The 23,496-nt window shown below is 72.8% G+C and carries 23 protein-coding genes; 20 read left to right on the top strand and 3 right to left on the bottom strand.

Going from position 1 to position 23,496, the window contains the following annotated elements:
* The first annotated feature begins 3 nt into the window (after nt 1-3).
* The 9 genes from ACF09E_RS11225 (at nt 4) to ACF09E_RS11185 (ending at nt 8,058) form a co-directional block, all read left to right on the top strand.
* Entirely contained in the window at nt 4-1,287 is a 1,284-nt protein-coding gene (locus ACF09E_RS11225) for a cation:proton antiporter (RefSeq protein WP_392205020.1), read from the top strand.
* A 128-nt stretch (nt 1,288-1,415) separates the two neighbouring features.
* Nucleotides 1,416-2,675 (top strand): alpha/beta fold hydrolase, encoded by a 1,260-nt coding sequence (locus ACF09E_RS11220; protein ID WP_392204897.1) that lies wholly within the window; start codon nt 1,416-1,418, stop codon nt 2,673-2,675.
* 10 nt (nt 2,676-2,685) lie between these two features.
* Complete coding sequence (locus tag ACF09E_RS11215; protein WP_361856145.1) at nt 2,686-3,321, top strand: MBL fold metallo-hydrolase; 636 nt, start codon at nt 2,686-2,688, stop codon at nt 3,319-3,321.
* A 77-nt stretch (nt 3,322-3,398) separates the two neighbouring features.
* Nucleotides 3,399-4,178 (top strand): exodeoxyribonuclease III, encoded by a 780-nt coding sequence (locus ACF09E_RS11210; RefSeq protein WP_392204896.1) that lies wholly within the window; start codon nt 3,399-3,401, stop codon nt 4,176-4,178.
* A gap of 82 nt (nt 4,179-4,260) precedes the next feature.
* Nucleotides 4,261-4,704 carry a DUF6278 family protein gene (locus tag ACF09E_RS11205; RefSeq protein WP_392204895.1) on the top strand — a complete coding sequence of 148 codons (444 nt, stop codon included), beginning with the start codon at nt 4,261-4,263 and terminating at the stop codon, nt 4,702-4,704.
* A gap of 159 nt (nt 4,705-4,863) precedes the next feature.
* Nucleotides 4,864-5,610 (top strand): amino acid ABC transporter ATP-binding protein, encoded by a 747-nt coding sequence (locus tag ACF09E_RS11200; protein ID WP_392204894.1) that lies wholly within the window; start codon nt 4,864-4,866, stop codon nt 5,608-5,610.
* A 13-nt stretch (nt 5,611-5,623) separates the two neighbouring features.
* Entirely contained in the window at nt 5,624-6,541 is a 918-nt protein-coding gene (locus ACF09E_RS11195; protein WP_392204893.1) for a glutamate ABC transporter substrate-binding protein, read from the top strand.
* A gap of 18 nt (nt 6,542-6,559) precedes the next feature.
* A complete protein-coding gene (locus ACF09E_RS11190) occupies nt 6,560-7,204 on the top strand; it encodes an amino acid ABC transporter permease (protein WP_361856160.1) in 645 nt (214 codons plus the stop codon).
* Nucleotides 7,201-8,058, top strand: coding sequence for an amino acid ABC transporter permease (locus ACF09E_RS11185; protein WP_392204892.1), 858 nt, complete (start codon nt 7,201-7,203; stop codon nt 8,056-8,058). The genes ACF09E_RS11190 and ACF09E_RS11185 overlap by 4 nt, the downstream gene beginning before the upstream one ends.
* Nucleotides 8,059-8,095: 37 nt before the next feature.
* Here the strand turns inward: ACF09E_RS11185 and ACF09E_RS11180 are convergent, their stop codons facing one another.
* Nucleotides 8,096-9,652: an alpha/beta fold hydrolase gene (locus ACF09E_RS11180; protein WP_392204891.1), complete on the bottom strand. Its 1,557-nt coding sequence runs from the start codon at nt 9,650-9,652 to the stop codon at nt 8,096-8,098.
* A 246-nt stretch (nt 9,653-9,898) separates the two neighbouring features.
* On the opposite strand from ACF09E_RS11180, the gene ACF09E_RS11175 reads away from it, so the two are divergent.
* Complete coding sequence (locus tag ACF09E_RS11175) at nt 9,899-11,227, top strand: cytochrome P450 (protein ID WP_392204890.1); 1,329 nt, start codon at nt 9,899-9,901, stop codon at nt 11,225-11,227.
* Here the strand turns inward: ACF09E_RS11175 and ACF09E_RS11170 are convergent.
* Nucleotides 11,178-11,909 (bottom strand): hypothetical protein, encoded by a 732-nt coding sequence (locus ACF09E_RS11170; RefSeq protein WP_392204889.1) that lies wholly within the window; start codon nt 11,907-11,909, stop codon nt 11,178-11,180. The two genes, ACF09E_RS11175 and ACF09E_RS11170, sit on opposite strands and share 50 nt — an antisense overlap.
* Before the next feature lie 105 nt (nt 11,910-12,014).
* On the opposite strand from ACF09E_RS11170, the gene ggt reads away from it, so the two are divergent.
* Nucleotides 12,015-13,826: a gamma-glutamyltransferase gene (gene ggt, locus ACF09E_RS11165; protein WP_392204888.1), complete on the top strand. Its 1,812-nt coding sequence runs from the start codon at nt 12,015-12,017 to the stop codon at nt 13,824-13,826.
* Between the two features lie 141 nt (nt 13,827-13,967).
* On the opposite strand, the gene map is transcribed toward ggt, so the two are convergent.
* Nucleotides 13,968-14,735, bottom strand: coding sequence for a type I methionyl aminopeptidase (gene map, locus ACF09E_RS11160; RefSeq protein ID WP_392204887.1), 768 nt, complete (start codon nt 14,733-14,735; stop codon nt 13,968-13,970).
* A gap of 32 nt (nt 14,736-14,767) precedes the next feature.
* Between map and ACF09E_RS11155 the strand changes: the two genes are divergently transcribed.
* From ACF09E_RS11155 to ACF09E_RS11115, 9 genes are all read left to right on the top strand, one after another.
* Entirely contained in the window at nt 14,768-15,019 is a 252-nt protein-coding gene (locus ACF09E_RS11155; RefSeq protein ID WP_361856176.1) for a helix-turn-helix transcriptional regulator, read from the top strand.
* 83 nt (nt 15,020-15,102) lie between these two features.
* The gene (locus ACF09E_RS11150; protein ID WP_392204886.1) at nt 15,103-15,666 is read left to right on the top strand and encodes a DinB family protein; all 564 of its coding nucleotides are present in this window, start codon (nt 15,103-15,105) and stop codon (nt 15,664-15,666) included.
* Nucleotides 15,667-15,740: 74 nt separating this feature from the next.
* Nucleotides 15,741-16,124 (top strand): PPOX class F420-dependent oxidoreductase, encoded by a 384-nt coding sequence (locus ACF09E_RS11145; RefSeq protein WP_392204885.1) that lies wholly within the window; start codon nt 15,741-15,743, stop codon nt 16,122-16,124.
* 136 nt (nt 16,125-16,260) lie between these two features.
* Nucleotides 16,261-17,760 (top strand): UL36 very large tegument protein, encoded by a 1,500-nt coding sequence (locus tag ACF09E_RS11140; RefSeq protein WP_392204884.1) that lies wholly within the window; start codon nt 16,261-16,263, stop codon nt 17,758-17,760.
* A gap of 233 nt (nt 17,761-17,993) precedes the next feature.
* On the top strand, nt 17,994-18,836 hold the full coding sequence (locus ACF09E_RS11135) for a nitrilase-related carbon-nitrogen hydrolase (protein WP_392037682.1): 843 nt from the start codon (nt 17,994-17,996) through the stop codon (nt 18,834-18,836).
* The gene (locus ACF09E_RS11130; RefSeq protein WP_388796082.1) at nt 18,833-20,113 is read left to right on the top strand and encodes an aspartate aminotransferase family protein; all 1,281 of its coding nucleotides are present in this window, start codon (nt 18,833-18,835) and stop codon (nt 20,111-20,113) included. Before ACF09E_RS11135 ends, ACF09E_RS11130 begins: the two co-directional genes overlap by 4 nt.
* Before the next feature lie 55 nt (nt 20,114-20,168).
* A complete protein-coding gene (gene hydA, locus ACF09E_RS11125; RefSeq protein WP_361857774.1) occupies nt 20,169-21,572 on the top strand; it encodes a dihydropyrimidinase in 1,404 nt (467 codons plus the stop codon).
* A gap of 10 nt (nt 21,573-21,582) precedes the next feature.
* Complete coding sequence (locus ACF09E_RS11120) at nt 21,583-22,596, top strand: TIGR03842 family LLM class F420-dependent oxidoreductase (RefSeq protein WP_392204883.1); 1,014 nt, start codon at nt 21,583-21,585, stop codon at nt 22,594-22,596.
* A 119-nt stretch (nt 22,597-22,715) separates the two neighbouring features.
* Complete coding sequence (locus tag ACF09E_RS11115; protein WP_392204882.1) at nt 22,716-23,279, top strand: GNAT family N-acetyltransferase; 564 nt, start codon at nt 22,716-22,718, stop codon at nt 23,277-23,279.
* Nucleotides 23,280-23,496: the final 217 nt, after the last annotated feature.

The raw sequence follows: 23,496 nt of genomic DNA, 5'->3' as shown, positions 1-23,496 counted from the left end.
CCTGTGCACTCCGCCCTCTTCCTCATCGAGTTCGGCGCGATCATCCTCGGCCTCGGCCTGCTGGGCCGGGTCGCCGGACGCCTCAAGTTCTCGCCCATCCCCCTCTACCTCCTGGCCGGCCTCGCCTTCGGCACCGGCGGGCTGCTGCCCATGGGGGCCAGCGAGGAGTTCGTCGCGATCGGCGCCGAGATAGGCGTGATCCTCCTGCTGCTGATGCTCGGCCTGGAGTACACGGCGTCCGACCTGGTCTCCAACCTCAAGACGCAGTACCCGGCCGGACTCGTCGACTTCGGCCTCAACGCCGTGCCCGGCGCCGTCGCCGCCCTGCTGATGGGCTGGGGGCCGGTCGCCGCCGTCGTCCTGGCAGGCGTCACCTGGATCTCCTCCTCCGGGGTCATCGCCAAGGTCATGGGCGACCTGGGCCGGGTCGGCAACCGCGAGACCCCGGTCATCCTCTCCGTCCTGGTCCTCGAGGACCTCGCGATGGCGGTCTACCTGCCGATCATCACCGCCCTCCTCGCCGGGGTCAGCTTCGCCGCCGGCAGCGCGACCCTGGCCATCGCCCTCGGCGTCGCCGGAGCGGTCCTGTTCGTCGCGGTCCGCTTCGGGCGCCACATCTCCCGCTTCGTCTCCAGCGACGACCCCGAGAAGCTCCTCCTCGTCGTCCTCGGCCTGACCCTGCTCGTCGCGGGCATCGCCCAGCAGCTCCAGGTCTCCGCGGCCGTCGGCGCCTTCCTCGTCGGCATCGCCCTCTCCGGCGAGGTCGCCGAGGGCACCCACGCCCTGCTCAGTCCGCTCCGGGACCTGTTCGCCGCGGTCTTCTTCGTCTTCTTCGGCCTGCACACCGATCCCGCGAGCATCCCGCCCGTGCTGCTGCCCGCACTGGCCCTCGCCGCGGTGACGGCGGGCACGAAGATCGCCACCGGCTACTGGGCGGCCAAGCGCGCCGGGATCGGCGTCAAGGGCCGCTGGCGGGCCGGCGGCACGCTCGTGGCGCGCGGCGAGTTCTCCATCGTCATCGCCGGCCTCGCCGTCACGGCCGGAATCGAACCGGCGATGGGCCCGCTCGCCACCGCGTACGTCCTGATCCTCGTGGTCATCGGGCCCCTGACCGCCCGCTTCACCGAACCCGTCGCCGCCTGGGTCGCCGGCCGCCGCGGCCGGCCCGACACGGCCGCCCCGCCCGTCGTCCCGCCGCGCCCCGCCGCTCCGGAGGGCCTCGGCGGACCGGACGAGGACCACGGAAGGCAGCAGGACCAGGCCCACGACCCGGCGCGCCGCGCCTGAGCGAGGCCCCCGAGCGGGGGAGCCCGGGGCGGCCGGGCCGAGGGGCGCGGGGTGCGGGGCGCCGGCCGCGGCGGCCCGATCCCGCCCCCGGTCGCCCCGGCGGCGGTGAAAGATGAGAGGGTCTTGCGGTGAGTGAGACACCGACGAACACCCTGCAATACCGCGTCGACGGGCGAGAGGACGCCCCGGTCCTGGTCATCGGGCCCTCCCTGGGCACCACGTGGCACATGTGGGACCGGCAGATACCGGACCTCACCCGCGACTGGCGGGTCGTCCGCTTCGACCTGCCCGGGCACGGCGGCGCGCCCGCCGAACCCTTCAGCTCCGTCGCCGAGCTCGGCGACCGGCTGCTCGCCACCCTCGACACGATCGGCGTCCAGCGCTTCGGGTACGCGGGCTGCTCCCTCGGCGGCGCCGTCGGCCTCGACCTGGCCCTGCGCGCCCCCCACCGGGTCGCCTCCCTCGCCCTGGTCGCCACCTCGCCCCGGTTCGGCAGCGCCGACGAGTTCCGCCAGCGCGGTGTCATCGTCCGCGCCAACGGCCTGGAGCCGATGGCCCGCACCGCGCCCGAGCGGTGGTTCACCGCGCTGTTCGCCGGTGCGCAGCCCGCGATCGTGGACTGGGCCGTGCAGATGGTCCGGACGACCGACCCCGCCTGCTACATCGCCGCCTGCGAGGCCCTCGCCGTCTTCGACGTCCGGGAGGCTCTCGAACGGATCGCCGTCCCCGCCCTCGTCCTCGTCGGATCGGAGGACCAGGTCACCGGCCCCGCCGAGGCCCGCACCCTGGTGGCGGGCATCCCCGACGCCCGCCTCGCCGTCGTCCCCGGGGCCTCGCACCTGGCGCCCGTCGAGCAGCCCGCCGCCGTCACCGACCTGCTCATCGAGCACTTCGCCGGCACCGCCCCCGACACCAGCGGCACCCTGACCGTTCCGCCGCAGCCGGCGGCCCCGGCGCCCCCGGCCGAGCCCGCCCCGGACGCCGAGCCCGTCGGGGCCGGCCGCCCCGACCCGTACCCGACGGGGCTCGCGCTGCGCCGCGAGGTCCTCGGCGACGCCCACGTGGACCGGGCGCTCGCCGACGGCGCCGACGGCGCCGGCGGGGCCTTCCAGGAGCTCGTCACCCGGTACGCCTGGGGCGAGGTGTGGAGCCGTGACGGCCTGGACCGGCGCACCCGGAGCGTCGTGACCCTGACGGCCCTCATCGCCGGCGGCCACCGGGACGCCCTCGCCGACCACACCCGCGCGGCCCTCCGCAACGGACTGTCCGCCGAGGAGCTCCGCGAGATCGTGCTCCACGCGGGCGTGTACTGCGGCTTCCCCGCCGCCGAGACCGCGCTGCGGGTGGTCGCCCGCGTCGTCGAGGAGGAGACGACGCCCCCGGCGTAGCCTGGGCCCCGTGAAGCTGACGAAGAAGTCCCACGCGTGCGTGCGGCTGGAGAAGGACGGCCGGACGCTCGTCCTCGACCCCGGCGTGTTCACCGAGGAGGACGCGGTCCTCGGGGCCGACGCCCTGCTGGTGACGCACGAGCACCCCGACCACTTCGACGAGGGGCGCCTGCGGGCCGCCCTGGAGGCGAACCCGGCCGCCGAGATCTGGACGCTGCGGAGCGTCGCCGACCAGCTGTCGGCGGCGTTCCCCGGCCGCGTGCACACCGTCGGTCACGGTGACGCGTTCACCGCGGCGGGCTTCGACGTCCAGGTGCACGGCGAGCTGCACGCGGTGATCCACCCGGACATGCCCCGCATCACCAACGTGGGGTACCTGGTCGACGGCGGCGCCGTCTTCCACCCCGGAGACGCGCTCACCGTGCCCGACCACCCCGTGGAGACGCTGCTGCTCCCCGTCATGGCCCCGTGGAACAAGATCTCGGAGGTCATCGACTACGTCCGGGAGGTGCGCCCGCGCCGGGCGTACGACATCCACGACGCGCTGCTCACCGACCTGGCGCGGCCGATCTACGACCGTCAGATCGGCGCGCTCGGGGGCACCGACCACCAGCGCCTCGCACCGGGCGGCTCCGCCGAGGTCTGAGCCCGCCGCCGGGCGCGGGACCCGCTCCCCGCCCGGCACGGCGCCGATTGTCGGACCCCGCACGTAGGCTTGCGCCCATGCGCATCGCCACCTGGAACGTCAATTCGATCACCGCCCGACTGCCCCGGCTCCTCGCCTGGCTGGAGAGCAGCGGCACGGACGTGCTGTGCATCCAGGAGACCAAGTGCACCGCCGAGCAGTTCCCCACCGAGGAGCTGCGCGCCCTCGGGTACGAGTCCGTGGTCCACGCCACGGGCCGGTGGAACGGCGTGGCGCTGGTCTCCCGGGTCGGACTCGCCGACGTGGTCACGGGCCTGCCCGGCGGCCCGGAGTACGACGCCGCCGACGAGCCCCGTGCGATCTCCGCGACCTGCGGCCCGGTCCGCGTCTGGTCGGTCTACGTGCCCAACGGCCGCGAGGTCGAGCACGAGCACTACGCGTACAAGCTGCGCTGGCTCGACGCACTGAAGGCGGCCGTCGCGGACGACGCGGCGGGGGACCGGCCCTTCGCGGTCCTCGGCGACTACAACATCGCGCCGACCGACGACGACGTCTGGGACCGGTCGGCCTTCGAGGGGCTGACGCACGTGACGGAGCCGGAGCGGGCCGCCCTCGCGGGCCTCCGCGAGACCGGTCTGTCCGACGTGGTCCCGCGCCCCCTCAAGTACGACCACCCCTACACGTACTGGGACTACCGGCAGCTCGCCTTCCCCAAGAACCGGGGCATGCGCATCGACCTCGTCTACGGCAACAAGGCCTTCGCCGAGGCCGTCACCGACAGCTACGTCGACCGCGAGGAGCGCAAGGGCAAGGGCGCCTCGGACCACGCGCCCGTCGTGGTCGACCTCGGCGTGTAGCGGACCGGGAACCACCCGGCGGCGGGAACGGACTCCGCGCGCCGGGTGGTCGACCGGGAGGTGACGGTGCGAGGCTGTTCGGATGAACATTCCATTCCTGGACAACTGGCTCAAGCGCCACACGGCCGAGCCGGCCGAGTCGCCGCTGGCCGAGGCCTTCGACCGCGACCCCGACGGGGTGGCCGAGCTGCTCGCCGAGTGCGAGCTGCTGCGCGCCCGGGTGGCACAGTCCGGAGTGGCGCTCGACGACACCCCGCGCTCCCTCCAGGAGCTCGACCAGCTGCCGCCCCGCTGGCGTGACGATCCGGAGGAGCTGCCCTGGATCGGGAACGACGCCGGGCTCTACCTCGGCACCGTGATCGTGCGGAACGTGCCCGGCGCGCGCTGGCAGGTGTGGCCCGGCGGCGGCCCCGTGGTGCGACTCGCCTCCGGCCGCGAGATCCAGGTCGTCGAGGCCGGTCTGGACTGGGCGATGACGGGCTCGCCGGAGCTCTCCCAGACCTACGCCGAAGCCGCCGAATACTGATCCCGGCACCCCGCCCGGGCCCGCTCGCCCCCGCCTCGCACCACCCTCTTGCAGTAAATACGGCTTATTGAGGTTTCATGCGTGTCGGGCGTGAAGTCCCTTTTCTGGTGGATAGCTTGCGCTGACTCGACACCGCTGAGAAATGGGGCAGGGCAGCGTATGGCCGTCGTCGATCCGCTGATCGAACTGCGTGGCGTGAACAAGCACTACGGCACGTTGCACGTCCTCCAGTCCATCGATCTGACCGTCGGCCGGGGGGAGGTGGTCGTCGTCATCGGTCCCTCGGGATCCGGCAAGTCCACCCTCTGCCGGGCGATGAACCGCCTGGAGAGCGTGGAGTCGGGCGAGATCGTCATCGACGGGACGCCGATCCCCGAGGAGGGCAGGGCCCTCGCCCGCCTCCGCGCCGAGGTCGGCATGGTGTTCCAGTCGTTCAACCTCTTCCAGCACAAGACCGTCCTGGCCAACGTGTCCCTCGCCCAGATCAAGGTCCGGAAGCGCAAGAAAGAGGAGGCGGACCGGCGTTCGCGCGAACTCCTCGAACGGGTCGGACTCGCCGCACACGCCGACAAGTACCCCGCCCAGCTCTCCGGCGGCCAGCAGCAGCGCGTGGCCATCGCCCGCGCCCTCGCCATGGACCCCAAGGCGCTCCTCTTCGACGAGCCGACCTCGGCCCTCGACCCGGAGATGATCAACGAGGTGCTCGACGTCATGCAGCAACTCGCCCACGAGGGGATGACGATGGTGGTCGTCACCCACGAGATGGGCTTCGCCCGCTCGGCGGCCGACCGGGTCGTCTTCATGGCCGACGGGAGGATCGTCGAGGACCGCGTCCCGGAGGAGTTCTTCACCGCCCCGCGCAGCGAGCGGGCCAAGGACTTCCTCTCCAAGATCCTCAAGCACTGAGCGGGTGGGGATCATGCAGCGTACGTACCGCGCCCCGGCCGTCCTCGCCCTGCTGCTCGCCCTGACGGCGGCGCTCGCCGGCTGCGGCCGGGACGGCAGCCCGCCCGTCAAGGGCCCGCAGCCCGACGAACTCCCGGTCTACCAGGTCCAGTCGGACTTCACGCTGCCGGAGTCCAGCACCTGGACCCGGGCGAAGAAGCGCGGCCGGCTCGTCGTCGGCGTCAAGGAGGACCAGCCGTACATGGGGGAGAGGGACCCGGCCACCGGCCGGTACTCCGGCTTCGACATCGAGATCGCCAAGATGATGGCGGCCTCCCTCGGCTTCGAGCCGGACCAGATCGACTTCCGCACCATCGCTTCGGCCAACCGCGAGACCGCCCTGCAGAACGGCCAGATCGACTACTACGTCGGCACCTACACCATCAACGACAACCGCAAGAAGCTCGTCGGCTTCGCCGGGCCCTACTACCTGGCCGGCCAGTCCCTCCTCGTCCGCTCCGACGAGAACGACATCCACGGCCCGCAGGACCTGGCCGGGAAGCGGGTCTGCTCGGCCGCCGGCTCGACCCCGTACCAGCGCATCGAGAAGGAGTTCCCGCAGGCCGAACTCGTCGCCTACGACACGTACTCCGCCTGCGTGGACAACCTGCTGACCTACCAGGTCGACGCGGTCACCACCGACGACACGATCCTGCTGGGCTACGCAGCCAAGGTCCCCGACGAACTCAAGGTGGTCGGCAAGCCGTTCTCCGAGGAGCCGTACGGCATCGGCGTCCCCCGCAACGACAACGCCCTGCGGTTCGCCCTCGACGACGCCCTCACCTTCCACGAGAAGAACGGCGACTGGAAGAAGGCCTACGACGCCACCCTCGGCCTCTCCGGGGTGCCCGCCCCGACCCCGCCCCCCATCGACCGCTACCCGGCGAACTGACGAGAGGAGACTCCCGACATGGACGTCCTGACGGACAACTTCTCGCTGTACGCCGAGGGATTCCTCGGCACCGTCGAACTCACCGTCTACGCCTCTGCCCTGGCCCTGGTACTGGGCTTCCTCATGGCCTCGTTCCGGGTCGCCCCCGTGGGCTCCTTCCGCGTCTTCGGCACGGTCTGGGTCACCGTCCTGCGCAACACCCCGCTGACCCTGCTGTTCTTCGCCGTCATGCTGGGCCTGCCCCGCTTCGGGCTCGTGCTGCCCTTCAAGCTCTTCGCGGTCCTCGCGCTCGGCTGCTACACCTCGGCCTTCATCTGCGAGGTCCTGCGCTCCGGCATCAACACGGTGCCGCGGGGACAGGGCGAGGCCGCCCGCAGCCTGGGGATGAGCTTCACCCAGTCCCTCGGCTCGGTCGTCCTGCCGCAGGCCTTCCGCACCGTCATCCCGCCGATCGGCTCGACACTGATCGCCCTCGCCAAGAACTCGGCCATCGCCGGCGCGTTCAGCGTCACCGAACTCCTCGGCACCTACAAGACCCTGAGCGAACTCGGTTACAACATCGTCTGGACCTTCGTCTGGATCGCCGTCGGATACCTCATCATCACCCTCACCATCAGCGCCCTCTTCAACGTCCTCGAGAAGCGCTGGGGAGTCGCCCGATGACCGATTCCACCGCCCTCTACGACATCCCCGGCCCGCACGCCCGGCGCCGCCACCTGCTCTACGGCATCGCCTCCACCGTGGTGATCCTCGCGCTCGCCGCCTGGATCCTCTATCTCCTCTTCGACAACGACCAGTTCACCTCCACCAAGTGGTCGCCCTTCCTCTACGAGGGCATCCAGCGGCTGCTGCTCGAAGGCCTCGGCAACACCCTGAAGGCCTTCGCCTACGCCGCCGTGCTGTCCCTGGTCCTGGGCGCGGTCCTGGCCACCGGACGCCTCTCCGAGCACCGGGTGATCCGCTGGACCTCGACCGTGCTCGTCGAGTTCTTCCGCGCCATGCCCGTCCTCGTGATGATCTTCTTCATCTTCGTGGCGCTCCAGGTGCAGGCGCTCCCGGCGCTCGTCGCCGGACTGACCCTCTACAACGGCTCGGTGCTCGCGGAGGTCTTCCGCACCGGCATCCACGCCGTCGCCCGCGGCCAGGGCGAGGCCGCGTACGCCCTCGGCATGCGCAAGACCCAGGTCATGACCTACGTCCTGGTGCCGCAGGCCGTCCGCGCGATGCTCCCCGCCATCATCAGCCAGCTGGTGGTCGCCCTCAAGGACACCTCGCTCGGATTCCTCATCACCTACGAGGAGTTCCTGCACGCGGGCAAACTGATCGCCTCCAACCTGGACTACGACCTGCCGTTCATCCCGGTCGTCCTGGTGATCTCACCGATCTACATCGGGATGTGCATGCTGCTCTCCTGGTTCGCCACCTGGGTGGCCCGCAGAGAACGCCGCAACCCGAAGACGAAGGCCGTGGACACCGCTCCGGCCGGACCAGAGACGCTGCTGCCGGGACCGCAGTAGCGAGCGAGGGCCGCACCCGCCCGGCAGCAGCCGGTGATCACTCCTTCCGCAGCGGTACCGACACGTACGACGGGTCGGCCGAGGGGGAGGAGAAGGTCAGCTGCGCGCCGGTCGGGTTGTGCTCGATGTAGAGCGGGTCGACGGTGTCGACGACCAGCGCGAGGCGATGCCCCGCGGGGACGTCGTACGCCGTGGAGAACAGCTCCAGATCGACGCCGAACGCCTTGCCCGGGGTCCGGTCGTGGAAGGTGTACGGGGCGTTGCTGACGAGCTTCCCGACGCCGAGCGGGCCGACGTCGTAGAGGTAGGCGACCAGGGTGCCGCTCGACTCGGTGGAGGTCACGGTGGTGTGCACCTTCACCGTGCCGCGCACCCGCTGCGGGGCGTCGTACCGCTCCGACTGCCAGACGCCGGCGAACGGGCGGGGGAGGAGGGGGACGGAGACCATCGGCGGGGTGCGGAGGAACTGGTCGAGGGCGTTGGTCAGAAGGGTGATGCCGCCGTTGGCCCCGGAGTCGACGTTCGCCCGGATCCGCTGGGTGCCGCCGAGGTCGAACTTCCGCTGGTCCGCGTGCACGGACTTCCAGTCGGGATAGCCCTCGTACCCGCCGGCGGAACGGGACTTGAGCTGGACGGGCTGCTCCTGGTCGATGCCGTTGTCGACGCCCTTCAGATAGTGGTCGAACCAGCGGTGGGCGCTGGTCCAGGTGTCGTTGGGCAGCCCGAACAGACCGGTGGCCTCGGCCGTGGCGTGGTCGCCGGGGCGGAACTCCAGCCGCTTGGGGCCGGTGAGCTTCTCGAAGAAGCTCGCGTACTGGTTGGGCGGGAAGATGGTGTCGCCCCAGGCGTTGCCCAGCATGATCGCGGCGCCGTTGGCGTTGATCCGGTCCAGCTGCTCGACGGGGGAGCGCTTGCGGCCCCAGGCGATCATGTCCTCCTCCTTGTCCAGGTTGGAGGAGAGGAAGTCGCCCAGGATCTGCTTGAGTTCGGGTCCCGGACGGCCGGTGAGGTACCCGGCCCCGCCGAGCAGCGCCGCGGCCTGGACGTGCTGGGTGCGGCCGCTGTAGATGGACTCGATGAGGTCGGCCCAGCCGCTGAGCGCGGCGACGGCCTTGATCCGCGGGTCGTGGGCGGCGGCGAGCAGGCTGATCCCGGCGCCGTACGAGACGCCCGCCATCCCGACGCGTGCGGGGTCGGCGCCGGTGTGCGCGAGGGCCCAGTCGATCACCTTGGAGGCGTCGGCGATGTCCTCGGGGCCCGCGGTCTCGATCTCTCCGCCGGACTGCCAGAAGCCGCGGGAGTTGTAACTGACGACGATGTAGCCGGAGTTCGCCAGCAGCTTGGCCTGGACGAGGTATTCGACCTGCGGCATGGCCCAGCTGGTCGGCAGCACGATCAACGGGTGACGGGTGGTCGTGCCGGACGCGTCGGGCGTGACGACGTTCGCCTTGAGGACGGTGCCGCCCTCCCCGACGATGTCGACGAAGCGGATGGTGCCGGCCGATTCGCCGGCCTGGGCGGCGGGTGCGAGCCCGAGGGCCGCCCCGGCCACGAGGGCTGCCGTGGTGGCGAGGGCCAGGGGTGTGCGTCGCACGGGTCACTCCTCACTGGGGTACTGCTGGGGAGGCAGTACGGGGCGCTGATGGGGGGCAGTGAAAGTGACCCGACGGTAACCGCGAGTCCTTACCCGTGGTAACCGGTCGGTAAGTTACGTGCGGGTAACGATTGTGGGGCGCTGTCGGCCCCGCCCCCTCGGTGGGCGTCCGCGAACCGGGAGGTGCCGGACAGGACGCCCGAACGGTGCGGGCGGTCCTGCGGGACGCGCCGCCGCGCTGCCATGATGGCTCCGTCTTCCCACCCGGCAGGAGGTGCGGTGCAGGAACCGGACGGCGTCCCCGACGTCTTCGACCCGCGGATCTACGCGAACGGGATCCCGCACGACCGCTTCCGCGCGCTGCGCGACCGCGCGCCCGTGGCGCGGCAGGAGGAGCCCGAGGTCCTGGGCTGGCCGGCCGGACCCGGGTTCTGGGCCGTCACGCGGCACGCCGACGTCGTCCGCGTACTGAAGGACTCCCGCACCTACTCCTCCCGCCTCGGCGCCACCCAGATCCGCGACCCCGACCCGGCCGACCTGCCCTTCATCCGCCGGATGATGCTCAACCAGGACCCGTCCCCGAGCCCCCGGCCGCGCTCGGGCGGGGGAGACCCCGGCGACCACGGACGGCTGCGGCGCCTCGTCAGCAGGGCCTTCACGCCGCGGCGGATCGACCGCTTCGCGGCCACCGCCCGGGAGCGGGCCCGGCGTCTCCTCGCCGGGGCCGTCGAGGCCGGCGGCGAGGTGGACGCCGTCCGGGCCGTCACCGACGACTACGCCCTGCTCAACCTGACCGACCTGCTCGGAGTGCCCCCGGGCGACCGGGGTCTGCTGCACACCTGGACCGAGCGGGTCATCGCATACCAGGACCCCGACGAACCGCCCCTCCTCGACGCCGGGGGACGCCCGGTCAACCCGCGCTCCCCCGCCATGCTCGCCGAGATGTTCGCCTACGCCCAGTCGCTCGCCGCATACAAGCGCGAGCATCCCGCCGACGACGTCATGAGCGTGCTCGCCGCCTCCGCACTCGGCGACGCCGAACTGGAGATGTTCTTCTTCCTGCTGACCGTCGCCGGGAACGACACGGTCCGCAGTGCCGCCCCCGGCGGCCTCCTCGCCCTCGCCGAGCACCCCGACGAGCAGCGGAGGCTCTGGAACGGCGAGGTCGGCACCGACACGGCCGTGGACGAACTGCTGCGCGTGCACCCGCCCGTGCTCTCCTTCCGGCGCACGGCCGCCACCGACACCGAGCTCGCCGGACAGCCGATCCGCCGCGGCGACAAGGTCGTCGTCTTCCACGCCTCCGCCAACCACGACGAGCGCGTCTTCGCCGCACCGCACCGCCTGGACCTCGGCCGCGACCCGAACCCGCACGTCTCCTTCGGCGACGGCCCGCACGTCTGCCTCGGCGCCCACTTCGCCCGGCTTCAGCTCCGGATCCTCCACGAGGAGCTGCGCCGGGCCTGCGGCGGCGTCGAACTCGCCGGAGAGCCCCGGCGCCTCGTCTCGAACTTCATCAACGGCGTCAAGTCGCTGCCGGTGCGGCTGCGGGAGCCGTCCGCGCCGCCTCCGTGACATCGGCCACCAGCTCCACCACGTCCGGCCCGTACGCCTGGGAGTTGACCACCTTCAGCAGCAGGACGAACGAGCGGTGACGATGGCGGCGCCTCAACTCGTCGAAGTGCTTGGCCAGATAGCGGGTCGCCGCCTGGTTGGTGATGGCCCGCTGACCGCAGAAGAGGAACACGGGACGCCGGTCCTCGCCCGCCATGAGCCGGGCCAGGAGGACGTACTCCTCGACGCCCGCCTCCATGCGGTAGCACTCCCCGCCGATCCGGAACGCCCCCTGGTCGGGGCCCCGTTCCGCGTCCGTGTTCACCGTCAGACCGGGCAGCAGCGTGGTCAGATGCGCGGCGGTCCGCCGGTTCGACCCCGGGCCGCCGACGCAGAACTCCGTGCGGTCGCCGAAACCCTGGTGCGCCTGGTCGTGCGGAAGGATCCGGGCGTGCGCCCCGCACTCCTTGATGAGCGTGGAGAGTTCGAGGAGCGCGAACACGTCGAAGCGGTGCACGGCGCCGTTCCCGCCGGCCTCCTTGTTGACCACCAGCAGGCACTCGGAACTCCCCGGCAGGCCGAAGAACTCCTGCTTGCGGCGGAGGGCCCGCCGCCAGAGGTAGGTGCGCCCGAGCCAGCCCAGCGACGCGCTGACCCCCGTGGCGAGGACCCCGAGCACGATGTTGCGCAGGTCTTCGTTCATGGGCGCGCATGCTAGCGGGGAAGCGGTCCTCTGTTCGAGGCGGTCCTGACGGAGGGCTCCGGGGGAAGTTACGCTGCGCGGACGGTCGTTGACTGGAGGTAGGGAATGCGTCGCTCCACCGCTGGGAAGGTCTCCGTTCTCGCCGTCGCGGCGACGGTGCTCTCGATGGGAGCGGCGGCCCCGCCGCCCGCCCCGGCGGCCGCCCCGCCACCCCCGGTCAAGGAGCCCGTCGCCGTCGGCTACGGCGGCGCCGTGGCCAGTGTCGACGCCGACGCCTCCGCGGCCGGCGTGGAGATCCTCCGCAAGGGGGGCAACGCGGTGGACGCCGCCGTCGCCGTCGCCGCCGCTCTCGGGGTCACCGAGCCCTACTCGGCCGGCATCGGCGGTGGCGGCTACCTCGTGTACTACGACGCGAAGAGCCGCAGGGTCCACACCGTCGACGGGCGCGAGACCGCCCCGCGGTCCGCCGACGCGAACCTCTTCGTGGAGAACGGCGCCCCGATCCCCTTCGAGGAGGGGATGACCAGCGGCCGGGGCGTCGGCACGCCCGGCACCCCCGCGACCTGGCGGACCGCCCTCGACGCCTGGGGCAGCAAGCGGCTGGGGACCCTGCTCGAACCCGCCGAGCGGCTGGCCCGCGAGGGCTTCACCGTCGACGCCACCTTCCGCTCCCAGACCGCGGGCAACGAGGCGCGGTTCCGCGACTTCCCCGCCAGTTCCGCGCTCTTCCTGCCGGGCGGGGAACTGCCCGTCGTCGGCTCGGTCTTCAAGAACCCCGATCTGGCCCGCACCTACGAGAAGCTCGGCCGGGAGGGCGTCGGCGCGCTCTACCGGGGGCCGCTCGCCCGGGACATCGTGAACACCGTCCGGACACCCCCGGTCCGGGAGGGCGCCACCCGCAAGGTCCGGTCCGGCGACCTCACCGAACGTGACCTCGCCGCCTACCGGACGGAGACCCGCACACCGACGCGGATCGGCTACCGGGGACTCGACGTCTACGGCATGGCCCCCTCCTCCTCCGGCGGCACCAGCGTCGGCGAGGCGCTCAACATCCTGGAGGGCACCGACCTCCGGCGCGCCTCGCAGGCCCGCTACCTGCACCGCTTCATCGAGTCGAGCCGGATCGCCTTCGCGGACCGGGGCCGCTGGGTCGGCGACCCCGCCTTCGAGTCCGTGCCGACGCGCGGGCTGCTCTCCCAGCGGTTCGCCGACTCGCGCGCCTGCCTGATCCGCGACGACGCGGTCCTGACGAGCCCCCTCGCACCCGGCGACCCGAACAGCCCGGTGCCCTGCGCGGCCGGCGGCACGGCGGCCCCGACCACGTACGAGGGGGAGAACACGACGCACCTCACGGTGGCCGACAGGTGGGGCAACGTCGTCGCGTACACCCTGACCATCGAGTCCACCGGCGGCAGCGGGATCACCGTGCCCGGCCGCGGCTTCCTGCTCAACAACGAGCTGACGGACTTCTCCTTCGTCCCGGCGAACCCGGCCGTGCACGACCCGAACCTGCCCGGGCCGGGCAAGCGCCCGCGCTCCTCCATCTCGCCGACGATCGTCCTCGACCGGCACGACCGGCCGGTCCTCGCGCTCGGCTCGCCGGGCGGCGCGACCATCATCACGACGGTCCTCCAGACCCTCACCGGGGTCGTGGACCGGGGCCTGCCGCTCGTCGACGCCATCGCCGCGCCCCGGGCCAGCCAGCGCAACCAGACCACCACCGAACTCGAACCGGGTCTGTGGAACAGCCCGGTCAGGGCGGAACTCGAAGCGATCGGCCACGGCTTCCGGCAGAACCCGGAGATCGGCGCGGCGACGGGGGTGCAGCGACTCCCGGACGGCCGGTGGGTGGCCGCCGCCGAGACCGTCCGCCGCGGCGGCGGGTCGGCGATGGTGGTCCGGCCGGCGGGCAGGTAGCCCCGGGGGAGGGGCGGCGCCAGCGGCTGCGGTGTCCGCCCCCTCGGTGCTCACCGGCTGCGGTGGCGCCGCCCGGTGCTCACCGGCCGCGGTGTCCGCCGCCCCTTCGGCGCCGCACAACCCCCGAGAGGGGCGTCTCGTCTAGAGGGCCGTCAGCACCCGCGGGCCCTCGTCGGTGATCGCCACCGTGTGCTCGGCGTGCGACGCGCGCGAACCGTCCACCGTGCGGACGGTCCAGCCGTCGCGCGCCGTGTAGTGGTCGTCCGTGCCGCCTCCGATGAGCATCGGCTCGATGGCGAGCACCATGCCGTGACGCAGCCTCATGCCCCGGCCCGGCCGTCCCTCGTTGGGGACGCCCGGGTCCTCGTGCATGGCGCGCCCGATGCCGTGGCCGCCGAAGCCGTCCGGGATGCCGTACCCGGCGGCGCGGCACACCCGGCCGATCGCGTGCGCGACGTCGCCGATCCTGTTGCCGACGACGGCGGCCGCGATGCCGGCTTCCAGGGCCTCCTCCGCGGCCGCGATCAGCCGGGTGTCCTCGGGCCGCGCCGGGCCGACGGTGAAGCTGATCGCCGAGTCGCCCGCCCAGCCGCCCAGCAGCGCCCCGCAGTCCGCGGAGACGAGATCGCCCGGCGCGAGCCGGGTGCCGTCCGGGATGCCGTGGACGATCGCGTCGTTGACCGAGACGCACACCACCGCGGGGAACGGCACCGGTGCCCAGTCGGGGCGGTAGCCGAGGAACGGCGAGCCGGCGCCCGCGTCGGCGAGGACCTCCCGTGCGGCCCGGTCGAGCTCGGTCAGCGGCACGCCGGGCGCCGCCGTCTCCCGTACGGCCGCGAGGGCGCGGGCCACCACCCGCCCCGCCTCACGCATCGCGGCCAGGTTCTCGTTCGTCTTGATCTCCACCATGCCAATTACTATACCGGTATTAGTATGGCCTCATGGTGCGCACACCCCTGACCCCCGAAGAGCGCGAGCGCGGCGAGCGGCTCGGCCTGTTCCTGCGTGAGGCGCGCGGCGAGCGGTCCATGGTCGAGATCGCCGCGGCCGCCGGCCTGTCCGCCGAGACCCTCCGCAAGATCGAGACCGGCCGGGCCCCGACCCCGGCGTTCTTCACCGTCGCGGCCCTCGCCCGGGTCCTCGGGCTCTCCATGGACGAACTCGTCCTCCGCTGCGCGCTCGCGCCCGTCTGACGGTCCGGGCGGGGGTCCGCGCCCGGACCGGGCGATCGGGAATTCGCTGGCGCCCGGGTCCGGCCTGGACGATCATGCGGTCCATGAGCGACCAGCCCGCACGATGGACCACCGCGACCGTGTACCCCGACATGTGGGCGGACCCGGACGACGACCCCCGCAACAACAACGGAGGCCCCGGGGCGGAGGGCGAGCTCGCCACCCTCCAGGACGGCCTGCGCGACTTCCGGCTCACCCTCCGGATGAAGTGCGAGGGGCTGGACGCCGAACAGCTCGCCCGCCGCTCCGTGCCCCCGTCCACCATGTCGCTCCTCGGCCTGGTCCGGCACCTCGCCGAGGTGGAGCGGGACTGGCGCAACTGGATCGGCGAGGGCGAACGCCTGCCGAGGCTGTACGGAGCGAAGGACGCTGACTTCCACGGGGCCGTGGCCGAACAGGCCGTGGTCGACGGGGCGTTCGCCGACCTGGAGCGGGAGCAGGCGGCGCTCGACGCCGAACTGGCGGAGTACCAGGACCTCGGGGCGCGGGTGGGACGGGAGCGGATCGCCGTCCGCGAGCTGATGGTGCACCGGATCGACGAGTACGCCCGCCACTGCGGCCACGCCGACCTGCTCCGCGAGTGCGTGGACGGCCGGGTGGGCCAGTAGGGCGAGGGCCCGCCGGGGCCGGGCGGGCGCCCTCCGCGCGCCGGTGCGGCGCGCCCCGGCATAGGCTCCCGGGCATGATGCCCGAAGAGCTGCGGCGCGGCCGCTACGTCAGCCTGACCACCTACCGCAGGAACGGCACGGGGGTCGAGACACCCGTCTGGTACGCCGTGGAGGGCGACGAGCTGTACGTCTGGACCCGCTCGGACTCCTGGAAGGTCAAGCGGCTGCGGAACGACCCCCGGGTCGAGGTCGCCCTCTGCGACCTGCGCGGCAACATCGCCGAGGGCGCCACGCGCTACCCCGGGGAGGGCCGGCTGGTGACGGGAGAGGAGCTGCGCCGGATCCGCGGCCTGCTCTCGCGCAAGTACACCTGGCAGTACTGGCTGACCGACGTGCCCGCCATGATCGCCCGGCGCGGCAAGCGCCCGCACACCGGGATCGTCGTGCGCTTCGGGTGAGGGGCACCGCCGGACACGCGCAGGAGAACGGACCGTAGTCGTCCCGTAACACGACTGCGGTCCAATACCCGCGGACCGTAAGGTTCCAGTCGACGGCGGGGCAGGTGCGTAGCGTATGACGGTGTATCAACTTCCGGTGCAGGTTGCCACGTTCCGGCACTGGCTGACGGAACTCGTGCGACGCGTGCCGTCGGGCGGCGGCTGGTACGGAGTCTTCGCCGAACGCGACCCGGAGGGGCTCCGGGCCTGCTTCGACGGGACGGAGATCCTGCCCTGGGACATCGTGGAGTCCCTGCTCCAGGACGCCGGGGAACCCGGCGGAGGGCCGCTCGCCGTCCGGGGCAGGGCGCTCTACGCGGCGGCCACCGGCGCCCACGACCGGCGCCCGGGCGGGGCCCAGGCCCTCGCCGAGCGCCGGGAGCTCATGGAACGGGAGCGCCGGTACGCCGAGTCCCGGGCCCGCGCGCTGGGCGACCGGCTCCGCGCGACCCCGGCGCCCGGCCCGGACGACACGGCCCGCCTGGAGCACGACCTCGCCTGGACGCGCGACGACCACGCGAGGGCGACGGCCCGGGTCACGGACCTCACGGCGCGGCTCGCCCGGCTCGACGGCGACCCGCCCGCCCCGGCCCCCGGCCTGGGCGCCGCCCCGGCCGCAGGCCCGGCTCTCGCGTCTCCCACCCCGGCCGCAGGCCCGGCCGCCGCGCCTTCCGCCCCGGCCCCCGGCCTGGCCGCCGCGCCTCCCGCCGTCCCGGCCGCAGGCCTGGCCCCCGGCCTGGGCGCCGTGCCTCCCTCCACGCCTGCCGCACCCCCCAGCCCGCCCGCCGAGCCGGCTCCGACCCGCGGCGAATCGCCCGCCCGATCCGCCCGGGCCGGGCGCCGTCCGCGCGGTGCGCGCTACGCCTGGCTCGACGACACGGCCGAGGACCAGGGTCCGGTGGCCGCCCCGACGCCCGTCCCCGCACTTCCCGCGCTCCCCACCGGCGGAGCGACGCCACGAGGGGCCCGGTTCGGCGGCGCCCAGGCCGCGGCGTCCGCCGGGCGCGGCGGCCCCGGGAGCGCCGCCGGCGCCGAGGGTGCCGTCCCCTCCGGGGCCGACTCCGCCGAAGCGGCCCGCGCCGCCGCCAACGCCGTCTACGCCCTCCAGCGGCTCCGCGCCCAGGGACGCAGCGGCGAGGCCCACGCGCTGCTCTGCGAGGCGCTCGGCGGCCCGCTGTCCCGGCTGCCCGCCCTCGCCGGCGAGCTGCGGCGGGCCGGGCTCGGCGCCGACTGGTCCGTCCTGCTCTGGGAGGCGGCCTCGCTGCCGCCCGCCCGGCTCGCGGCCGTCGCCGGGGTGCTCGCCGACGCCGGGCGGGCCGCCGACTGCGAGCAGCTGCTCCGCCAGGGCGTGGCCCGCCCCGTCGAGGAGCTCGCCGGGGCCTGCGCCGCACTGCGTGCCGAGGGCCACCACGGCGAGGCCCGCGCCCTGCTCACCGCCTTCGTCCGGGTCCGTACCCCCGAGGACGCGGCCCGCCTCGCGGCGGAGGATCCCCGCGGGCTCGTCCCCCAACTCGTGGAAGCCGCCCGAGCGGTGTCGGCGAGCCGCGAGGGCGACCTGCTGCACGCCCTGCGCGTGGCCGGACTCGCGGGAGCCTGACCGCCGGTCCGCGCCGTGCGCCTGCCCGGGACCCGTACGTCTCCGTCATGCCCGGACGTGCCGGTACGTGTCGGTACGTGTCCGACGTGGACCACTCGGGTATGAAACATGATCGACCCCGCCGCTTCCCGGCGGCGGTCTTGCTCCGGGGTGTGACGGGGCTTACGTTCTCCTCCTACGCATCGCGTCTACGTGCGTAGAGGCTCTCTGACGCCGTGCCGAAGGAGCAGATCATGACCGACGTCGTACGCGCCGCACTCGTCCAGGCGACCTGGACCGGCGACACCGAATCCATGATCGCCAAACACGAGGAGTACGCCCGGGAGGCCGCCCGGCAGGGTGCCAAGGTGATCGGCTTCCAGGAGGTGTTCAACGCCCCCTACTTCTGCCAGGTCCAGGAGCCGGAGCACTACCGGTGGGCCGAACCCGTCCCCGACGGCCCCACCGTCAGCCGGATGCGGGATCTCGCCCGGGAGACCGGAATGGTGATCGTGGTGCCCGTCTTCGAGAGCGAGGGCGAGGGCTTCTACTACAACACCGCCGCCGTGATCGACGCCGACGGCAGCTACCTCGGCAAGTACCGCAAGCACCACATCCCGCAGGTCAAGGGCTTCTGGGAGAAGTACTACTTCCGGCCGGGGAACGCCGGCTGGCCGGTCTTCGACACGGCCGTGGGACGCGTCGGCGTCTACATCTGCTACGACCGGCACTTCCCCGAGGGCTGGCGCCAACTCGGCCTCAACGGGGCCCAGCTGGTCTACAACCCCTCGGCCACCCACCGCGGGCTCTCCTCCCACCTCTGGCAGCTGGAACAGCCCGCCGCGGCCGTCGCCAACGAGTACTTCGTCGCCGCGATCAACCGCGTCGGCGTCGAGGAGTACGGCGACAACGACTTCTACGGCACCAGCTACTTCGTCGACCCGCGCGGCCGGTTCGTCGGCGACGTCGCCTCCGACAAGGAAGAGGAACTGCTCGTTCGCGACCTCGACTTCGGACTGATCGAGGAGGTGCGCCGGCAGTGGGCCTTCTACCGCGACCGGCGCCCCGACGCGTACGACGGGCTGGTGCAGCCGTGAGCAGCCTCTTCGACCGGCACAAGGCCGTCATCCCCGACTGGGTCGCCCTCTACTACAAGGACCCCCTGGAGATCACCCACGGCGAGGGGCGCCACGTCTGGGACGCCGAGGGACGCCGCTACCTCGACTTCTTCGGCGGCATCCTCACCACCATGACCGCCCACGCCCTGCCCGAGGTCACCAAGGCCGTCGCCGAGCAGGCCGGACGGATCATCCACTCCTCGACGCTCTACCTCAACCGGCCGATGGTCGAGCTCGCCGAACGGATCGCGGGACTCTCCGGCATTCCGGACGCCCGCGTCTTCTTCACCACCTCCGGCACCGAGGCCAACGACACGGCGCTGCTCCTCGCGACCGCGTACCGCCGGTCGAACCAGATCCTCGCCATGCGGAACAGCTATCACGGCCGCTCCTTCTCCACCGTCGGCATCACCGGCAACCGCGCCTGGTCGCCCACCGGTCTCTCGCCGCTGCAGACGCTGTACGTCCACGGCGCCGTCCGCACCCGCGGTCCGTTCGCCGATCTCACCGACGAGCAGTACATCGACGCCTGCGTCGCCGACCTCGAGGACCTCCTCGGTCACACCCGGGACGTCGCCGCCCTCATCGCCGAACCCGTCCAGGGCGTCGGAGGCTTCACCGCCCCGCCGGACGGCCTGTACGCCGCCTTCCGCCGGGTCCTCGACCGGCACGGCATCCTGTGGATCTCCGACGAGGTGCAGACCGGCTGGGGCCGCACCGGCGAGCACTTCTGGGGCTGGCAGGCGCACGGCCAGGCCGGGCCGCCCGACATCCTCACCTTCGCCAAGGGCATCGGCAACGGCATGTCCGTCGGCGGGGTCGTCGCCCGCGCCGACATCATGAACAGCATCGACGCCAACTCCATCTCCACCTTCGGCGGTTCGCCCGTCACGATGGCGGCCGGCCTCGCCAACCTCTCGTACCTCCTGGAACACGACCTCCAGGGCAACGCGCGCCGGGTCGGCGGGATGCTCATCGAGCGGATCAGGGCGGCCTGCGCCGGAGTCGACGCGGTACGGGAGGTCCGCGGCCGCGGTCTCATGATCGGCATCGAGCTCACCGAGCCGGGCTCCGACCGCGCGAACCCGGACGCGGCCGCCACGGTCCTGGAGGCCGCCCGCGAGCACGGCCTGCTGATCGGCAAGGGCGGGGGCCACAACACCAGCACCCTGCGCATCGCCCCGCCGCTCTCGCTCACGGTCGCCGAGGCCGAGGAGGGCGCGGCCCTGCTCGAAGCGGCGCTGCGCGAGCTGTAGCCACCCCGTCCCTCCGTACCGAGATCGGCCCGCCGCATCGAGCAGGGAGAGTCCCGTGAGCATCCGAACCGTCATCCGGGGCGGCCTCGTCGTCACCGCCGCCGACGAACTCCACGCCGACGTGCTGATCGAGGACGGCCGCGTGGTCGCCCTCGCGGCCCACGGCTCCGACGCGGCGGCCGCCTGGACCGCCGACCGGACGATCGACGCCACCGACCGCTACGTGCTGCCCGGTGGCGTCGACGCCCACACCCACATGGAGCTGCCCTTCGGCGGCACCTCCGCCTCCGACACCTTCGAGACCGGCACCCGCGCCGCCGCCTGGGGCGGCACCACCACCATCGTCGACTTCGCCGTCCAGAGCGTCGGCCACAGCCTGCGCGAGGGACTCGACACCTGGTACGCCAAGGCCGACGGGAACTGCGCGATCGACTACGCGTTCCACATGATCCTCTCCGACGTCAACGAGCACACGCTCAAGGAGATGGACCGGCTCGTCCAGGAGGGCATCACCTCCTTCAAGCTGTTCATGGCCTACCCGGGCGTCTTCTACAGCGACGACGGCAAGATCCTGCGCGCCATGCAGCGCTCCGCCGACAACGGCGGGCTGATCATGATGCACGCGGAGAACGGCATCGCCATCGACGTCCTCGTCGAGCAGGCCCTGGCGCGCGGCGAGACCGACCCCCGCTACCACGGGGAGGTCCGCAAGGCCCTCCTGGAGGCGGAGGCCACCCACCGGGCCGTCCAGCTCGCCCGGGTCGCGGGAGCACCGCTGTACGTGGTGCACGTCTCGGCCGAGGAGGCGGTCGCCGAGATCGCCACCGCCCGCGACAAGGGCCTGCCGGTCTTCGGCGAGACCTGTCCCCAGTACCTGTTCCTCTCCACCGACAACCTCGCGGAGCCGGGCTTCGAGGGCGCCAAGTACGTCTGCAGCACCCCGCTCCGGCCGAAGGAGCACCAGGCGGCGCTCTGGCGCGGACTGCGGACGAACGATCTCCAGGTGGTCTCCACCGACCACTGCCCGTTCTGCTTCGTCGGGCAGAAGGACCTCGGCCGCGGCGACTTCTCGAAGATCCCCAACGGCCTGCCCGGGGTCGAGAACCGCATGGACCTGCTGCACCAGGCCGTCGTCGACGGCCACATCTCGCGGCGCCGCTGGATCGAGATCGCCTGCGCGACACCCGCCCGAATGTTCGGCCTCTACCCGCAGAAGGGCACGATCGCCCCCGGAGCCGACGCCGACGTCGTCATCTACGACCCGCACACCGTCCAGACACTGTCCGCGGAGACCCACCACATGAACGTCGACTACTCGGCGTACGAGGGCAGGACGGTCACCGGCCAGGTCGAGACCGTCCTCTCGCGGGGCGAGGTCGTGATCGACCAGCGCAAGTACGTAGGCCATGCCGGCCACGGCACCTTCGTACCGCGTTCCACCTGCCAGTACCTGAACTAGGAGAGCGACGTTGGATTTTGGACTCGTCCTGCAGACCGACCCGCCGGCGTCGCAGGTCGTCGGACTGATGCGCCGGGCGGAGCGCAACGGCTTCCGCTACGGCTGGACCTTCGACTCCGCCGTCCTGTGGCAGGAACCCTTCGTCATCTACAGCCAGATCCTCGAACACACCACGAGGCTCCACGTGGGCCCGATGGTCACCAACCCGGGGACCCGCACGTGGGAGGTGACCGCCTCCACCTTCGCCACCCTCAACGACATGTTCGGCAACCGGACCGTCTGCGGCATCGGCCGCGGCGACTCGGCCATGCGCGTCGCGGGACGCAGGCCGAACACCCTGGCCCGGCTGGGCGAGGCCATCGACGTCATCCGCGACCTCGCCGAGGGCCGCGAGGCCCTGGTGGACGGCAACCCCGTCCGCATCCCGTGGATCAAGGAGGGCCGCCTGCCGGTCTGGATGGCGGCGTACGGGCCCAAGGCCCTCGCGCTGGCCGGTCAGAAGGCCGACGGCTTCATCCTCCAGCTCGCCGACCCCTTCCTCACCGAATGGATGGTCAAGGCGGTCCGCCAGGCCGCGGCGGACGCCGGCCGCGACCCCGACGCGCTCACCGTCTGCGTCGCCGCCCCCGCCTACGTGACGGCCGACGACTCGCCCGAGGCCCTCGCCCACGCCCGCGAGCAGTGCCGCTGGTTCGGCGGCATGGTCGGCAACCACGTCGCCGACCTCGTCGCCAAGTACGGCGAGCACTCCGACATGGTCCCGGAGGAACTCACCGCCTACATCAAGGACCGGCACGGCTACGACTACTCCCACCACGGCCGCGCCGGGAACCCCGACACCGCCTTCGTCCCCGACGAGATCGTCGACCGCTTCTGCCTCCTCGGGCCGGCCGGCACCCACGTCGAGAAGCTGCGCGACCTCAAGGAGCTGGGCGTCGACCAGTTCGCCGTCTACAACATGCACGACGCGAGGGAGACGACGATCGACGCCTACGGCGCCGAGATCATCCCCGCCCTCCGCTGACGCGCGCCGCCGAGCCCCGCCGCCCTGCCGCCGACCGCCGGGCGGGCCGCCGGGCCCTCGACGCCACCGCCGTCCGCGGCCCCTCCCCGGGGCCGCCGGTCGCTGGCTACGATCCATCGATGACCACCACCGACCGGCTCACGGCCCCCGCGACACCGACCGCGCCCGCCCTCCGACTCCGCCCCTGGCACGCCGACGACCTGGCGGAGCTGGTGGCCGCCCACCGCGATCCCGCCCTGCGCCGCTGGGCGACCGCGCCGTTGGAGACCGAGCACGACGGGAAGGCGTGGCTGCGGGCCCAGGAGGAGGCGCGCGCGGCGGGCACCCGGTTCGCGTTCGCCGTCGTCGAGGCCCCGCTCGGCACGGAGCCGCGGAGCCTGGCGGGCGGGGTCGTGCTCAAGCGGGCCGAGCCCGGCGGGCCGGCGGCCGAGGTCGGCTACTGGACGGCGGCAACGGCCCGCGGGCGGGGCGTGGCCCCCCGGGCGCTGGAGGCCCTCACCGCCTGGGCGTTCGACACCTTCCGGACCGAGGGCCTGGAGCGCCTGGAACTCCTGCACCAGGTCGACAACACCGCCTCCTGCCGCGTCGCGGAGAAGAGCGGATACACGTTCGCCCGGATCCTGCCGGCCTCGCCCCCGGCCTTCCCGCTCGACGGCCACCTGCACACGCGCGGCCGGCCGTAGGGGCCGTCCCGCCGATCAGGCCGGGCGGGCGGAGCCCGAGCGGCAGGCGGCCCCCGGGGTCCCGCGGGGCCCGTGTGCGACGCGGGGTCTACCCGCGTCGCACCACGAATGGAACAATCGGGCCCCCGGCCCCGAAGCGGCGAGCGGTCCCCGACGGAGTCGCTCCGGCACGGCAGCCCACGCCCGCCCCCGGGCCACACCTCGTTCCGTCCTCCCC

The organism is Streptomyces sp. NPDC014891 (assembly GCF_043081085.1).
GTDB lineage: Bacteria > Actinomycetota > Actinomycetes > Streptomycetales > Streptomycetaceae > Streptomyces.
Note: the sequence above shows the minus strand (reverse complement) of the source record. Positions and strands in the feature narration are given on the sequence as shown.

Coding starts and splice junctions, on each gene's coding strand:
- ACF09E_RS11205 (WP_392204895.1), top strand. CDS start 4,261: ATGAACATTCCATTCCTGGACAACTGGCTCAAGCGCCACACGGCCGAG.
- ACF09E_RS11210 (WP_392204896.1), top strand. CDS start 3,399: ATGCGCATCGCCACCTGGAACGTCAATTCGATCACCGCCCGACTGCCC.
- ACF09E_RS11150 (WP_392204886.1), top strand. CDS start 15,103: ATGAGCGACCAGCCCGCACGATGGACCACCGCGACCGTGTACCCCGAC.
- ggt (WP_392204888.1), top strand. CDS start 12,015: ATGCGTCGCTCCACCGCTGGGAAGGTCTCCGTTCTCGCCGTCGCGGCG.
- ACF09E_RS11175 (WP_392204890.1), top strand. CDS start 9,899: ATGGCTCCGTCTTCCCACCCGGCAGGAGGTGCGGTGCAGGAACCGGAC.
- ACF09E_RS11200 (WP_392204894.1), top strand. CDS start 4,864: ATGGCCGTCGTCGATCCGCTGATCGAACTGCGTGGCGTGAACAAGCAC.
- ACF09E_RS11135 (WP_392037682.1), top strand. CDS start 17,994: ATGACCGACGTCGTACGCGCCGCACTCGTCCAGGCGACCTGGACCGGC.
- ACF09E_RS11190 (WP_361856160.1), top strand. CDS start 6,560: ATGGACGTCCTGACGGACAACTTCTCGCTGTACGCCGAGGGATTCCTC.
- ACF09E_RS11170 (WP_392204889.1), bottom strand. CDS start 11,909: ATGAACGAAGACCTGCGCAACATCGTGCTCGGGGTCCTCGCCACGGGG.
- ACF09E_RS11115 (WP_392204882.1), top strand. CDS start 22,716: ATGACCACCACCGACCGGCTCACGGCCCCCGCGACACCGACCGCGCCC.
- ACF09E_RS11145 (WP_392204885.1), top strand. CDS start 15,741: ATGATGCCCGAAGAGCTGCGGCGCGGCCGCTACGTCAGCCTGACCACC.
- map (WP_392204887.1), bottom strand. CDS start 14,735: ATGGTGGAGATCAAGACGAACGAGAACCTGGCCGCGATGCGTGAGGCG.
- ACF09E_RS11185 (WP_392204892.1), top strand. CDS start 7,201: ATGACCGATTCCACCGCCCTCTACGACATCCCCGGCCCGCACGCCCGG.
- ACF09E_RS11195 (WP_392204893.1), top strand. CDS start 5,624: ATGCAGCGTACGTACCGCGCCCCGGCCGTCCTCGCCCTGCTGCTCGCC.
- ACF09E_RS11155 (WP_361856176.1), top strand. CDS start 14,768: ATGGTGCGCACACCCCTGACCCCCGAAGAGCGCGAGCGCGGCGAGCGG.